Source organism: Methylobacterium sp. AC433, from assembly GCF_979253015.1.
In genome coordinates, this window is sequence record NZ_CEEDBN010000001.1 from 31,232 (window position 1) to 44,016 (window position 12,785).

Genomic DNA, 12,785 nt, shown 5'->3' on the forward strand with positions numbered 1-12,785 from the left:
CGACGCGACTCCGCCGGTATACCGGCGCGTCCGGAGCCTCACATCTGCTGGGTCTGCGCGCCGCTGTCGGGCCGCGCCGGACCGAGATCGGGCACCTCGCCCATCGGCTCGTTCTGGACCACGGTGAACGTGCCCTTGCCGTCGAGGGACGGCCCGCTGGTCCAGCGCCCGGCCGGCGGCGGGGCGCCGTCGCGGGTGGTGGCGAAGAAGTTGTAATTGAACTTCTCGTGTTCCTTGCTCTGCGGGAAGCTGTTCGGGATCGGCAGGTTGCCTTCGTTGCCGCCGAGCTCCTCGATCACCGCGAGCCATTGCTGCTGGTGCATGGTGTCCCGCGCGATGAGAAAGTGCAGCATGTCCTTCATGCCGGCATCATGGGCGGCGTTGAACAGGCGAACCGCCAGGACACGGCCCGTCGTCTCGGCGGCGACGTTGCAATACATGTCCGCCGCGAGATTTCCACTGGCGTAGACATGGCTCATGTCGAAGGGGACGCCGTCGCAATTGGCCGGGTAGGCCGCCAGGCCGGTGGAGAGCACGTGCCGGTGCAGCATGCCCTCGATGGTGTGGCGCGGGTTCGCCCCGCCCATCACGGCTCCGACGACGCCGTCGGCCGCCCCCTCCTCCTGCAGCGCCATCGGCGCGGTCTCGAGGTTCAGCGCCACCGCGGTGGCCAGCATCTCGATGTGGCCGATCTCCTCCGTCGCGGTGTTGAGCAGCATGTCGCGGTACTTGGTCGTCGGCCCGCGCGCGCCCCAGCCCTGGAAGAAGTACTGCATGCAGACGCGGATCTCGCCCTCGATGCCGCCGATGGCCTGCTGCAGCATCCGCGCGAAGATCGGGTCCGGACTGTCGACCCTCACGGGGTATTGGAGGCGCTTATCATAGTATAACATGCGGAGATCTCGCCATTCTCGAACAAGAAGAGCCCATTCGTCACGCTGGCGGCGGTGCGATGGGCGTGTACACGGAGACATCGGCCTCCGGATAACCCGAGAACCGACGGGCGCACGTCGTGTTCAGTTTTTGACGGGATGCATTTTATTTCGACAGATGGAGCCTCTAGCCTCGGACCCGCGCATCATTTCACAGGACTCCCCTCCGCAATCGCGGTTGATCCAGACCGGCTCGTCCAGGGCCGGCGGTGGACAAGAGGGGAGCCGATCGTGAGCGAGTGGCCTGCGCGCCCCGGCGCGCACCAGCCTCACCGCTTCATCCCGGCCCAGCATCCGGGCGAGGGCCGCGGCACCCGAGGCGGCGACCACCGGCACCGACCTCGATGCCCGCCCGCGGACGCGCGGCATCGACACCCTGGCGATGCCCGGACGAGGCGCACGACGCCCTGCTGACGACGTGTCATCGCCGCGACGGCCAGCAGATCCACCCGTGACCACCGAGGAGGTTCTCCTCGCCTGGACGTGACGCGGTCAGCCCCGTCCGAGTAGGCGTCCGCCGGCGAGACTGTTGCCCGCGATCACGAGGCCGACCACGAGCGCATGGAGGGCGAGGTCCGTCGCGGTGGCGTCGTGCGGGTGAAACGGCACGAGGAGTGCCGCCGCCGCCGCCGCGGACGAGAGCCCTGCCAGGGCCGCCGTGAGGTTGGGACGCAGGGGGCAGGCCCGCCGCAGCATCCAGACGAGGACCAGCGACAGCGGGATCGAGACGGCGAGCAGGAAGGCGATGCATCCGCCGGTCTGGTGCATGTCGGCGGAATCGGCCCCGGGCACCACCCAGTCGCGCAGGCAGCCGGCGCCGCTGGCGCCGATCCAGAGTGCGGCCGGCGCCAGGGGCAGCAGCGCCCAGGCGGAGGAGCGCCCCGGCACGCTGGTCTGGAACGCCGCGACGGCCGCCGCGACGGCGGTCAGCACTGCGCCGAGGGCGGCGTAGCGCAGGTCGGCCACCGCCATGCGGGCGCGGAGAGCCTCGAGATCGGCGAACGGCAATAGCGCGAGGCCCAGCCCAAGAGCGGCCGCGCACCAGGCGAGCGCCCGGAACGACGGCGCAGGCAGGCGCCGGACCGGCCGCAGACCGCCGGCGAGGGTGTCCACGAGGCGGTCCTGCGCGGGCGTGCGGGGCGCATCAGGCATCGTGGTGTCCTCGCTCGTCCGTCCGGGGGCCACCGGCCGCGTCCTGATCGGTGGATCCCGGCCCGAGCGTCCGGCGCAGGGCCTTGAGCGCCCGGTGCAGGTTCACCTTCAGGGAACCCTTGCTGCGTCCCGTCAACGCGGCCGTCTCGTCCAGGCTGCGCTCCTGCAGGGCGAGATGCTCCACCGCCTGGCGCTGTCCTTCGGGCAGGGCGGCGACCGCCCGGGCGAGGATGCGCTGGCGGTCGCGCGCCTCCAGTCCGTGCTCCGGAGCGGGGCCGCGATCGACCTCCGCCTCGTAGGCGATGGGATCATGGACCTCCCGCGGGCGTCGGCCGGCCCGGCGCATCCGGTCGATGGCCCGCCGCTGGGTGATGGCGCGCAGCCAGGGCAGGAAAGGCCGGGCCGGGTCGTAGGTCGCCCGCGCCCGATGGATCGTCAGCAGCACGTCCTGAACGACGTCGTCCACCGCCTCCGGCCGGACGCCCTGCGCCCGCGCCATCCCGGCGATCACCGGCAGGCAGTCGCGCAACAGGCGGCGATAGGCCTCCGCGTCACCTGCCTGGGCGGCCGCCATGCCGGCCGCGAGAGCCTGGTCCGGGGTCATGCGCTCAAGCAGTCCACCACGCACCGCCGGGTGTCGGGGGCTTCGGGTCCAGCCGAAGGCATCGCGGGCACGCGGGGCGGGCAGGACGTGTCCGGCCGGGACGGCACAGGCCATCGGGTGGGTTCCATGGTCCGGGAGGTCGGGCCTCTCGCATCACGCTTGTTCGCGCCGGCATCTCCGAAGGTTACGGAGCGCATGGGACCGACCCTCGCCCTGTCGGATGTCTCAGGCGGCCATGTCTCAGGCGGCCATGTCTCCCGCGTCCATGTCTCACTCGGCAAGACGGAAGCGATCGACGTCGCGCAGGAGTTCGAGGAAGGCTTTTGCGCCATGGTCGAGGGCAAGGGTCCCCGCCTCCGCCGTACCGAGCCGGGCATCGCCGATGGCGCCGGCCGGGTTGAGGTCTTCCGCCCGCCAGGCGAAGGCGGCGGGGCGACCGGCGCGCAGGTGCGTGAAGGTCCGCGTCATCGTCAGCGTGCGCGGTGTGAAATCCGTGATCTCCTGACGCCGCACCAAGTCCGGCCGCAGGGCCAGCATCAGGGCGGTCTCGATGCCGCCGCCATGGATGCCGTGAAGAATCTCCGATTCGGGAAACAGCTTGTCCGGGTAGCCGAACCGACTCCAGGCGGTGGTCACCGCCACCATCGCGTGGCGCCCGCGCAAGTCCCCGGCCACCAGGTCGATCAGGCCGCTGTTGCCGCCATGCGAGGTGACGATGACGAGCTTGCCGCAGCCGGCCCGGCGGACGGCATCGCCGATCCCGGTCCAAGCCTGCAGGGCCGTCGCCGTGGTCAGCGACAGGGTGCCAGGAAAGCTCTCGTGCTCGTCGGATTTGCCGATCACCTGGATAGGCAGGAGCAGCACGTCGAGATCGTCGGCCGGCAGCGCCATCAGGCGCGCGAGATAGCCCTCGGCGATGATTGCGTCGGTGGCCAAGGGCAGGTGAGGGCCGTGTTGCTCGACGGCGGCGACGGGCAGCACCGTGATGACGCGACCCATGTCGCGAGCCCGGATCTCGTCCGTCGTCAACTCGGCCCAGTGGCGTATCGGCATCCCCGCTCTCCTCGGGCGGAGCGATTGAATCGCCGCGCGTCGCCCTGCGTGCCACGGAAACCATCCCTCATCCAAGGGGCGCCATGCCGGACCGTTCGACGCGAAGAAGGCCGGGACGCATGGGCGTCCCGGCCTTCTGTCAGGTGGTGAAGAGACGGTTCAGCGGGTGCGGCGCAGGAGCCATCCGGCGCTGAAGGCGGCAGCGGCCACGAGAAGAAGCGTGGTGGCCTTGTTCTCGTCGGCCCGGCGGGCAACGGTCCGACCACGACGTACCGCCTCGTCCTGGTAGATCCGGCCGCGCTCCTGCAGGTCGCCGGCGATCGCTCGGCCCCGGTGACGCGCGTCGTCGACGAGGTGGGCTCCATCGCGCTGCAACTCGTCGACGGTATCCCGGGCTCGGCCATAGGCGTACTGGACGGCGCCGGCAGCCTGATCGTAGGCGCCTTCTGCCTGCGGACGAACCCGTCCGGTCACGGCGCCGAGTGCGGAGCGCCCGCGGCCCCGAATGTTGCGAATTCCGCCCTCGATCTGATCGCGGTTCATGCTGGATCCTTTTCGTCTCGGCCCATCCCGGAACGCCGAAGCTCTCGTGAGCGGTCGTTCCGGCCGGGCCTCTGTCCATGGGGCGGCAGAGTCAGCCGCGCCGCTCAATGCCCCCACCCGTCAGCGGCTGAGGGCACGGGGACGGATCGCTCAGATCTTCTTGACAGCGTCGGCAGCGCTCTGTGCCGCGCCCTTGATGCCGTCCTTGGCATCACCGACGGTCTTCTGAGCTTCGCCCTTCAGTTCCTGGGCCTTGCCCTCGGCCTGAAGCTTCTCGTTGCCGGTCGCCGAACCGATGCCTTGCTTGATGTTGCCGACGGCCTCGTTGGCGAGACCCTTGATCTTGTCCGTCGTGCTGCTCATCAAACGCTCCATGAAGTTTGTGTCGGGTTGAACGTCGGGCCGCAGGCTGCAACCCGGCGTCGTCTGGCAAGCGTAACGGTGTGCACTACCGTTGGTTCCATTCCCGACAGTTTCGCGACGACCGGGAGACGGCCGGCGGCATGTCGCAACACTGCACCGCAGACGTCGCCTTCGCAGCGCAGCGGGGAAATCCAGCTTCGACGCGCATCCGCGCAGCATCTCAAATTTTTTACGGACTTAACCCAAAAATTTTGCAGAAGAAGTGTAGGTTTGGTCGAGGTACAGATCCTTGAATTCAAAATAATTACCGATAAAACCAAAAATCGCAAACAAGAGTTGATCCGAGGAAGACGCCCATGACCGCGCGCACTGCTGCGCCCGCTACGCGCGGGGCACCATCGATCGCGCCTGCGAATACCCATGCCGCCAGGGTCGATACTCCCGTGCAGGTGGATGCGCCGCCTCTCGGCCGCTGGGGACAGCTTGTCCTCGGCGTGCTGTGCATGTCGATGATCGCCAACCTGCAATACGGCTGGACGCTGTTCGTCGATCCGATCCAGCAGAAATTCGGCTGGGAGCGCACCGCCATCCAGTGGGCCTTCACCATCTTCGTCGTGATGGAGACTTGGCTGGTACCGATCGAGGGGTGGTTCGTCGACAAGTACGGTCCGCGCCTCGTCACCATCTTCGGGGGCGCCCTCTGCGCCCTCGGATGGGTGATGAACTCCTACGCGGATTCCCTGGGCATGCTGTACGCGGCTGCCGCCGTCAGCGGCGTCGGCGCGGGTGCGGTCTACGGCACCTGCGTCGGCAACGCCCTGAAGTGGTTTCCCGACCGTCGCGGCTTTGCGGCCGGTCTCACCGCTGCCGGTTTCGGCGCGGGCTCGGCTCTGACCGTGATCCCGATCGCCAACATGATCCGCGATTCCGGCTACCAGCACACCTTCTTCGTGTTCGGCCTCGGCCAAGGTTTGATCGTCATGCTGGCGGCCCTGCTCCTCGTCTCGCCGAGCGCCGCCTTCAAGGACCGGATGCTCGCCGGCCGCACGGCGATCGTGAACACGGTCACCCGGCGCCAGTACTCCGCCGCCGAGATGGTCCGGACGCCGGTCTTCTGGCTGCTCTACCTCATGTTCGTCATGATGGCCGCCGGCGGCCTGATGGCCGCTGCCTCCCTGGCGCCCATCGCCAAGGACTTCAAGGTCGCGGGGGTCGAAGTCTCGCTCATCGGCATCACCCTGCCGGCCCTGACCTTCGCGCTCACCATCGACCGGGTGCTCAACGGTGTGACGCGACCGTTTTTCGGCTGGGTCTCGGACAAGATCGGCCGTGAGAACACCATGGTGATCGCCTTCATGATCGAGGGCGCCGGTATCCTGGCGCTCGGCATGTTCGCCCACATCCCGATGGCCTTCGTGCTGCTCACCGGCCTCGTGTTCTTCGCCTGGGGCGAGATCTACTCGCTGTTTCCCGCCACCTGCAGCGACACCTACGGCGACAAGAACGCGGCGGCCAATGCCGGCCTCCTCTACACCGCCAAGGGCACCGCCGCCCTACTGCTGCCGATCCTCCTGATGATCCAGGCCAAGACCGGCAGCTGGCAGAACGTGTTCTACGCCGCCTCCGGGATGGCCTTCCTGGCCGGGTTCCTCGCGCTCTTCGTGCTGAAGCCGATGCGCGCCCGGTTCATCGCGCGGAGCTGACCCGATGGCTCATTGGCTTCGCTATCTCCACGACGGCGCGAGCGGTTTCGGCCGTCTCGACGGCGAGACCATCGCGGTCCACGAGGGCGACCTCTTCGTCGACCCGGTGCCCACCGGGGCGACCCTGCCGTTGTCCGAGGTCATCCTCGACCTGCCGTGCCGGCCCTCGAAGTACATCGCCTTGTGGAACAACTTCCACGCCTCGGCCGAGAAGCAGGGCCTGACCCGGCCCGAGATGCCGCTCTATTTCGTGAAGCCGGCGAGCTGCTACGTCGCCAGCGGGCAGACCGTTACGGCGCCGGAGGGCGCCGGCCGGTTGCTGTTCGAGGGCGAACTCGGGATCGTGATCGGCCGGCGCGGCCGCGACCTGACCCCTGAGACGGCGGGCGCGCACATATTCGGCTACACCTGCGTGAACGACGTCACCGCGCTGGAGGCCTTGAAGGCCGATCCGAGCTTCGTGCACTGGACGCGCTCCAAGGGGTACGACGGGTTCGGCCCCTTCGGCCCGGTGATCGCCACCGACATCGATCCGGAGACCCTCGAGGTCGCAGTGCGGGTCAACGGGCGCGAGCGCCAGCGCTATCCCCTCGCCGACATGATGCGCCGGCCCGCCGAACTCGTGGCGGAGCTCTCCCGGGGCATGACCCTGGAGCCCGGCGACCTCATCGCCTGCGGCACCTCGGTCGGCGCCGGGCCGATCCCCAAGGGTGCTAAGGTCGAGGTCGAGATCGACGGCATCGGCGTGTTGTCGAACGGGTTTTCGTGAGACACCCGAAGCGCACGAAGCGGACGTGATCAGGACAGGTTTTAGGGACACCCACATGAGCATCGCGATCGTCGGCGCCGGCGCCATCGGAGGATTTCTCGGCGTGCGCCTCGCCCATGCGGGCGAAGACGTCACCTTCATCGCGCGTGGCGCCAACCTCGACGCCATCCAGCGGAACGGCATGCGGCTGATCGAGGAGGACGGCTCCGAGATCCACGTCACGAACCTCAAGGCCACCAAGTCCATGGCCGAGGCGGGCCAGCACGACATCGTGCTTCTCACCGTCAAGGCGCATCAGGTCGGGCCGATCGCGGCCGACCTCCACCACCTCATCGGACCCGACACGATGGTGGTGACGATGCAGAACGGCATTCCGTGGTGGTACTTCTCGCAAGGGCACGGCGGAGACCTGACGGGCACGCACCTGGAGACCGCCGATCCGGGCGGTCTCATCGCCAAGCACCTCGATCCCAAGCACGTGATCGGCTCGGTGGTGTACCCGGCCGCCGTACTCACCGAGCCCGGCGTGGTGCAGGTGGTCGAGGGCCACCGCTTCGGCCTCGGCGAACTCGACGGCTCCATGTCCGCGCGCGTGCAGTCCCTGGCCCAGATCCTGATCAAGGCGGGCTTCCGTGCGCCGGTGACCAGCGACATCCGGGCGGAGATCTGGCTCAAGCTCTGGGGCAATCTCAGCTTCAATCCCATCTCGGCCCTGGCCCACGCCACCCTGGTGGACATCTGCCAGTTCCCCGAGACCCGGGCGCTCGCCGCCGACATGATGCGCGAGGCCGAGACCATCGCGAACCGCCTCGGCGTCACCTTCAAGCTCGGCATCGAGCGGCGCATCGCGGGGGCCGAGAAGGTCGGCGCGCACAAGACCTCGATGCTGCAGGATGTGGAGGCCGGCCGGCCGATCGAGCTCGAGGCCCTGGTCGGCTCGATCATCGAACTCGGGCGCCTCACCGACACCCCGACTCCGCATATCGACACCGTCTACGCCCTGATGCGCCTCCTCGCCCAGAGCCTGGAGCGGGCGCAGGGGCGCCTCTCCGTCACGCCGGCCTGAACCCCAGACATTCGAGGACGATGACCATGGCCGAGACCGCCGCCACCACCCTCCACGCCCTGATCCGGGCCGGAGCCGAGGAGGCCACCGCCCTGTCGAGCCCCGGTGGCGTGCCGCTGACCTTCGGACAGCTCCGTGCGCTCACCGACCGGACGATCGCGGCCCTGAACGGGCAGGGCATCGGGCGAAACGACCGGGTCGGCATCGTCCTCGACAACGGACCCGAAATGGCGGCCGCCTTCATCGCCATCGGAGCGGGCACGACGGCCGCTCCCCTCAACCCGAGCTACAAGGCGGACGAGTTCACGTTCTATCTCTCCGACCTCAATGCCCGCCTGCTCGTGGTCGCGGAAGGCTCCGAGAGCCCGGCCGTGGCAGTCGCCGCGCGCCTCGGTGTCCCGGTGGTCCGCCTGACTCCGACTCCGGCAGAGGGGGCGGGCAGCTTCACCCTGTCCTTCGAGGGCTCCGCCGCAGTCCCGGCCGCCCAGGGCGGCCCTGCCCAGCCCGACGACATCGGCCTCGTGCTGCACACCTCGGGCACCACCTCGCGCCCGAAGATCGTGCCGCTGAAGCAGTCGAACGTCTGCGCCTCCGCCCGCAACATCCGCACCACCGTGGCCTTCACGGCCGAGGATCGCGGTCTCAACATCATGCCGCTGTTCCACATCCACGGGCTGATCGCCGGCATCCTGGCTCCGCTCTCGGCCGGCGGCCAGGTCTGCTGCACCCCGGGCTTCAACGCCCTGAAGTTCTTCGGCTGGATGAGCGAGGTGCGCCCGACCTGGTACACGGCGGTGCCGACGATGCATCAGGCGATCCTCGGCCGCGCCTCGCGCAACCGGGAGATCATCGCGGCCAATCCGCTGCGCTTCATCCGCTCCTCTTCCTCCTCCATGCCGCCGCAGGTCATGAAGGAGATCGAGGAGGTCTTCGGCGCCCCCCTGATCGAGGCCTACGGCATGACGGAGGCGTCCCACCAGATGGCTTCGAACCCGCTGCCGCCGCGCCCGCACTATGCCGGCTCGGTCGGTCTCGCGGCCGGCCCCGAGATCGCCATCGTGGACGAGGACGGCGAGCCCCTGCCGGCCGGCGAGACCGGCGAGATCGTCATCCGCGGCGACAACGTGATGTCGGGCTACGAGAACAACGACAAGGCCAATGCCGAGGCCTTCACCAAGCAGGGCTGGTTCCGCACCGGCGACCAGGGCTCGCTGTCACCCGAGGGCTACCTGACCATCACGGGGCGTCTCAAGGAGATCATCAACCGGGGCGGCGAGAAGATTTCACCCCGCGAGGTCGACGAGATCCTGATGGACCATCCCGCGGTGTCGCAATGCGTCACCTTCGCGATGCCGCACGACAAGCTCGGGGAAGACGTCTGCGCCGCGATCGTCCTGCGCGAGGGGCATCACCTCGTCGAGAAGGAACTGCGCGGCTTCGCCTCGGAGCGGCTGGCCGCCTTCAAGGTGCCAGCCAAGATCATGATCTTGGACGAGATCCCGAAGGGCGCCACCGGAAAGCTCCAACGGATCGGCCTCGCCCAGAAGCTGGGGCTGGTCTGAGGCCGTAACGATCGCGGCGGGTTCTGGGGTGGGTACCCGGGACTTGCCGCCCGAAGTCTCGGAGGATCGCGCCGATCAGGCCGACAGGACCTTGCCGACGCGGCCCTCGATCGCATCCCATACGGAGACCGCCAAGTCCGGGCCGCCGAGGCGTTTGATCGCCCGGATGCCTGTCGGCGAGGTCACGTTGATCTCCGTCAGGTTGCCGTCGATAACGTCGATGCCGACGAGGATCAGGCCCCGGCGCTTCAGCTCCGGGCCGATGGTGGCGCAGATCGCGCGTTCGCGCTCGGTGAGATCCGAGGCCGCGGCGGCCCCGCCCCGCACCATGTTCGAGCGGATGTCGTTGAGCGCAGGCACCCGGTTGATGGCGCCCATCGGCTCGCCGTCCACGAGGATGATGCGCTTGTCGCCTTCGGTGATGCGCGGCAGGAAGCGCTGCACCACCCATTGTTCGCGAAAAGTCACCGAGAACAGGTCGAACATCGAGCCGAAATTCGCGTCCTCCGGCAGGACCCGAAAGACCGCCGCCCCGCCATGCCCGTGCAGGGGCTTCATCACGATGGCGCCGTGCTCGGCCCGGAACGCCTCGATCTCCGCCTTGTCGCGCGTGATCAGGGTCGGCGGCATCAATTCGGGGAAGTCCAGGACGAACAGCTTCTCCGGAGCGTTGCGAACCTCGACAGGGTTGTTCACCACCAGGGTTCGCGGATGGATCCGCTCCAGCATGTGCGTCGCGGTGATGTAGGCCATGTCGAAGGGCGGGTCCTGGCGCATCAGGACCACGTCGACGCTCGACAGGTCGATGCGCTCGATCGGCCCGAGGCTGGCGTGCGCGCCCTCCACGTCTTGGACCGTGAGGGCCTCGACGCGCGCCGTCACGGCCTTGCCCTGCATCGACAGTCGATCCGGCGTGTAGTGCAACAGGCGATGCCCGCGTGCCTGGGCCTCGAGCAGGAGCGCGAAGGTGGTGTCCCCGGCAATCCGGATCGCCTGGATCGGATCCATCTGCACCGCGACGGTCAGGGTCATGCTGTCAAACCTCTGTCTGGAGACGGGCATTGTCGATGCCCGTCTCGACCGTGACGCGGTGTGCCGTGCGGCACCTTACTTCTGTGATTTTCCACCGGTGCGGCGGTCATAGTCGCCGATGGCGGCCTTGCACTCCGGTGAGAGGCGGGCGCGGTTGCGGTCCATGCAGCGCTCCGCATCCTGGCTGTTGGGATCGACGCCGGCACAGAGGCGGAAGTAGTCGTTGGCGCATCCCAGCTGAAGGCCCTGGTCCTCGCGCTGGGCCTGAGCCGGGCTGACCGCCACCATCAGGAGAGCGAATGGCGCGATCCGCAGGGCCGTGCTGAGCCCTTTGGCCGAGCTCAAGAGTCGGGAGATAACCACGCGCATCCGGCGGTGTCCTTCAATCGGAAGTGAGGTGTGCAAAAGTAGAATGCCCAGGACGGAAGAGTGCGTTCGCGAAAAGGCTGGCCGTTCGATGGGAAGCGACGTCGATCGGAAGCGACACGGCATATCGGGCGCGACCGGCCCTTAGCAAGCGCTCCAGCCGCCGCGTGTTCCATGGTCGGGGTGCCGGATCCGGCAGCCGTCTCACCATCACGCCAGAGTTCATCCCGCAAAAAAGCCCCGCTCGCCGGGCGAGCGGGGCCGAGTACAAGGGAGGAAATGCCCGCCATGGGCAGCTCGCATCAAAGCAAGTCGCGGGCCATGCCATGAGCCGCCGACCGTGGCATGGAAGCCACGCACGCCGCATCCGCCACCGTGGGTCGAGGGAAGACGGGACCGGTCGAAGCATCGCAAGATTCCGTTAACCACCCCATGCTGATCTCTGCGGGCAACACCCCGACACCGGAACGGCCCGGAAGCGGCGGTGGTGGGCCGATAACGGCTCGCCTCAGAGATCGAATGGAATCGGAAATCAGCCGATGAACAGCCACAGGTTGCCCGATACCGGCGGCATCGATCGCCGCCCCGAGCGTCCGACGGCCACGGTCGTCACGTTCCCGGCCTCGGCACGCCGCTTCCGGCGGACCGACGCGGATACGCCACGGGGCGCGATCCTGCTCTTCACCGGGATCCGTTACGAGCGCATGCCCGAGCCGGAAGCGCCCGCGCCGCGCCTGCGCCGCCGCTCCTGAAGCCACGACCGGCGCGGTCCCGCATGGTGCCCTTCCCCCGGACTGGACGCCGGCACGCCTCGTGGCTGCGCCCGGCAGGCCTGATGCCCCTCGCGACCCTGGCACTTCTCGCCGGCTGCGCGCAAGAGGGCGATTTCGGACGGCCCAAGGCCGGCGCCTGGAACAGCCTGATCGAGACCACCGGAACCCTCGCCGCGCGCGAGCGCGAGGAGCCGGCCTCCACCTTCCCCTTCACGGACGAGGAACGCACCCTGCGCGACCGCGCCTGGCGCTTCCTGATGCCGGCGGCTGGCCATGATGCCTTCACGGACGTCCTCGCCAATCTCACGCGTACCCGCGTGCTGCCCGCCTCCTGGCGGATCGACGACCCGGCGGCCTATCACGACACCTTGATGGCAGAGCGCTTCCGGTCGCCGGTCTCCCGCTATCGGCGCCTGTCGGAGGATATCGCGATTGACGCCCGGCTCATCCCGCAATTCGCCGCCCTGGCGCTGCGGGTGAAGGAGAGCGATGCCCTGCGCCTGCGCAGCCTGCCCTTCGCCAAGAGCCTGGACGACCGCGACGTCCGCCAAGCCGCCATGCGGGTGGCCGAGAACCGCTGCCTCATCGCCTGGGTCCGCTTCGAGACCGGCCGCCGCTCTCATCGCTACCGCTACGCCCTCGAGCATCTGCTGATCGAGGCGCCGGGGCCCGAGGCCGTGGCGGTGGAACGGACCCTGGCCGCCCTCGACGGGCGGCGTCCCATGCTCGATCCGCTGGTGCCTCCGGAGGCCGAGGCGCGGTGTGGGCTCCTGCCCGAGGCGGAGATCGCGGTCGCTGCGGCGAGGCCGATCGTCGTCAAGGATTGAGGGCGGCCTCCAGCCGCAAGGTTCTCCAGCCGCAAGGTTG

At 68.6% G+C, this 12,785-nt stretch carries 14 protein-coding genes; 6 read left to right on the forward strand and 8 right to left on the reverse strand.

All coding sequences use genetic code 11. The features are described from left to right. Window positions 1–38: 38 nt before the first annotated feature. The 6 genes from AC0IWM_RS00140 to AC0IWM_RS00165 all read right to left on the reverse strand — a co-directional run bounded on the left by AC0IWM_RS00140 (window position 39) and on the right by AC0IWM_RS00165 (window position 4,647). On the reverse strand, window positions 39–893 hold the full coding sequence (locus AC0IWM_RS00140; RefSeq protein WP_471752516.1) for a manganese catalase family protein: 855 nt from the start codon (window positions 891–893) through the stop codon (window positions 39–41). Window positions 894–1,424: 531 nt separating this feature from the next. Beyond that, window positions 1,425–2,084 (reverse strand): NrsF family protein, encoded by a 660-nt coding sequence (locus tag AC0IWM_RS00145; protein WP_471752517.1) that lies wholly within the window; start codon window positions 2,082–2,084, stop codon window positions 1,425–1,427. After that, on the reverse strand, window positions 2,077–2,688 hold the full coding sequence (locus tag AC0IWM_RS00150; RefSeq protein ID WP_471752518.1) for an RNA polymerase sigma factor: 612 nt from the start codon (window positions 2,686–2,688) through the stop codon (window positions 2,077–2,079). The genes AC0IWM_RS00145 and AC0IWM_RS00150 overlap by 8 nt, the downstream gene beginning before the upstream one ends. A 270-nt stretch (window positions 2,689–2,958) precedes the next feature. After that, window positions 2,959–3,741 carry a creatininase family protein gene (locus AC0IWM_RS00155; RefSeq protein ID WP_471752519.1) on the reverse strand — a complete coding sequence of 261 codons (783 nt, stop codon included), beginning with the start codon at window positions 3,739–3,741 and terminating at the stop codon, window positions 2,959–2,961. A gap of 159 nt (window positions 3,742–3,900) precedes the next feature. Beyond that, window positions 3,901–4,284, reverse strand: a complete 384-nt coding sequence (locus AC0IWM_RS00160) for a CsbD family protein (RefSeq protein ID WP_471752520.1) — start codon at window positions 4,282–4,284, stop codon at window positions 3,901–3,903. A 150-nt stretch (window positions 4,285–4,434) separates the two neighbouring features. Beyond that, a complete protein-coding gene (locus tag AC0IWM_RS00165) occupies window positions 4,435–4,647 on the reverse strand; it encodes a CsbD family protein (protein WP_055946396.1) in 213 nt (70 codons plus the stop codon). A 356-nt stretch (window positions 4,648–5,003) separates the two neighbouring features. Here AC0IWM_RS00165 and oxlT point away from each other — a divergent pair, with 356 nt between their 5' ends. From oxlT to AC0IWM_RS00185, 4 genes are read left to right on the forward strand one after another with little or no spacing between them, the layout of a single operon-like run. Beyond that, entirely contained in the window at window positions 5,004–6,350 is a 1,347-nt protein-coding gene (oxlT, locus tag AC0IWM_RS00170; protein WP_471752521.1) for an oxalate/formate MFS antiporter, read from the forward strand. Between the two features lie 4 nt (window positions 6,351–6,354). After that, entirely contained in the window at window positions 6,355–7,119 is a 765-nt protein-coding gene (locus AC0IWM_RS00175; RefSeq protein WP_471752522.1) for a fumarylacetoacetate hydrolase family protein, read from the forward strand. 55 nt (window positions 7,120–7,174) lie between these two features. Then, window positions 7,175–8,185 carry a ketopantoate reductase family protein gene (locus AC0IWM_RS00180; protein WP_471752523.1) on the forward strand — a complete coding sequence of 337 codons (1,011 nt, stop codon included), beginning with the start codon at window positions 7,175–7,177 and terminating at the stop codon, window positions 8,183–8,185. Window positions 8,186–8,211: 26 nt separating this feature from the next. Continuing rightward, complete coding sequence (locus AC0IWM_RS00185; RefSeq protein WP_471752524.1) at window positions 8,212–9,747, forward strand: acyl--CoA ligase; 1,536 nt, start codon at window positions 8,212–8,214, stop codon at window positions 9,745–9,747. Window positions 9,748–9,822: 75 nt separating this feature from the next. Here the strand turns inward: AC0IWM_RS00185 and gshB are convergent, their stop codons facing one another. Beyond that, window positions 9,823–10,779 (reverse strand): glutathione synthase, encoded by a 957-nt coding sequence (gene gshB, locus AC0IWM_RS00190; RefSeq protein WP_471752525.1) that lies wholly within the window; start codon window positions 10,777–10,779, stop codon window positions 9,823–9,825. A 75-nt stretch (window positions 10,780–10,854) separates the two neighbouring features. Continuing rightward, window positions 10,855–11,148 (reverse strand): hypothetical protein, encoded by a 294-nt coding sequence (locus AC0IWM_RS00195; protein ID WP_471752526.1) that lies wholly within the window; start codon window positions 11,146–11,148, stop codon window positions 10,855–10,857. 536 nt (window positions 11,149–11,684) lie between these two features. Here AC0IWM_RS00195 and AC0IWM_RS00200 point away from each other — a divergent pair. After that, on the forward strand, window positions 11,685–11,897 hold the full coding sequence (locus AC0IWM_RS00200; RefSeq protein ID WP_471752527.1) for a hypothetical protein: 213 nt from the start codon (window positions 11,685–11,687) through the stop codon (window positions 11,895–11,897). An 83-nt stretch (window positions 11,898–11,980) separates the two neighbouring features. Then, on the forward strand, window positions 11,981–12,745 hold the full coding sequence (locus AC0IWM_RS00205; RefSeq protein ID WP_471752528.1) for a hypothetical protein: 765 nt from the start codon (window positions 11,981–11,983) through the stop codon (window positions 12,743–12,745). Window positions 12,746–12,785 lie beyond the last annotated feature (40 nt).

Excerpts from the sequence above, each read along its gene's own strand:
- AC0IWM_RS00140 (WP_471752516.1), bottom strand. The coding sequence starts at position 893 with ATGTTATACTATGATAAGCGCCTCCAATACCCCGTGAGGGTCGACAGT.
- AC0IWM_RS00145 (WP_471752517.1), bottom strand. The coding sequence starts at position 2,084 with ATGCCTGATGCGCCCCGCACGCCCGCGCAGGACCGCCTCGTGGACACC.
- AC0IWM_RS00150 (WP_471752518.1), bottom strand. The coding sequence starts at position 2,688 with ATGACCCCGGACCAGGCTCTCGCGGCCGGCATGGCGGCCGCCCAGGCA.
- AC0IWM_RS00155 (WP_471752519.1), bottom strand. The coding sequence starts at position 3,741 with ATGCCGATACGCCACTGGGCCGAGTTGACGACGGACGAGATCCGGGCT.
- AC0IWM_RS00160 (WP_471752520.1), bottom strand. The coding sequence starts at position 4,284 with ATGAACCGCGATCAGATCGAGGGCGGAATTCGCAACATTCGGGGCCGC.
- AC0IWM_RS00165 (WP_055946396.1), bottom strand. The coding sequence starts at position 4,647 with ATGAGCAGCACGACGGACAAGATCAAGGGTCTCGCCAACGAGGCCGTC.
- oxlT (WP_471752521.1), top strand. The coding sequence starts at position 5,004 with ATGACCGCGCGCACTGCTGCGCCCGCTACGCGCGGGGCACCATCGATC.
- AC0IWM_RS00175 (WP_471752522.1), top strand. The coding sequence starts at position 6,355 with ATGGCTCATTGGCTTCGCTATCTCCACGACGGCGCGAGCGGTTTCGGC.
- AC0IWM_RS00180 (WP_471752523.1), top strand. The coding sequence starts at position 7,175 with ATGAGCATCGCGATCGTCGGCGCCGGCGCCATCGGAGGATTTCTCGGC.
- AC0IWM_RS00185 (WP_471752524.1), top strand. The coding sequence starts at position 8,212 with ATGGCCGAGACCGCCGCCACCACCCTCCACGCCCTGATCCGGGCCGGA.
- gshB (WP_471752525.1), bottom strand. The coding sequence starts at position 10,779 with ATGACCCTGACCGTCGCGGTGCAGATGGATCCGATCCAGGCGATCCGG.
- AC0IWM_RS00195 (WP_471752526.1), bottom strand. The coding sequence starts at position 11,148 with ATGCGCGTGGTTATCTCCCGACTCTTGAGCTCGGCCAAAGGGCTCAGC.
- AC0IWM_RS00200 (WP_471752527.1), top strand. The coding sequence starts at position 11,685 with ATGAACAGCCACAGGTTGCCCGATACCGGCGGCATCGATCGCCGCCCC.
- AC0IWM_RS00205 (WP_471752528.1), top strand. The coding sequence starts at position 11,981 with ATGCCCCTCGCGACCCTGGCACTTCTCGCCGGCTGCGCGCAAGAGGGC.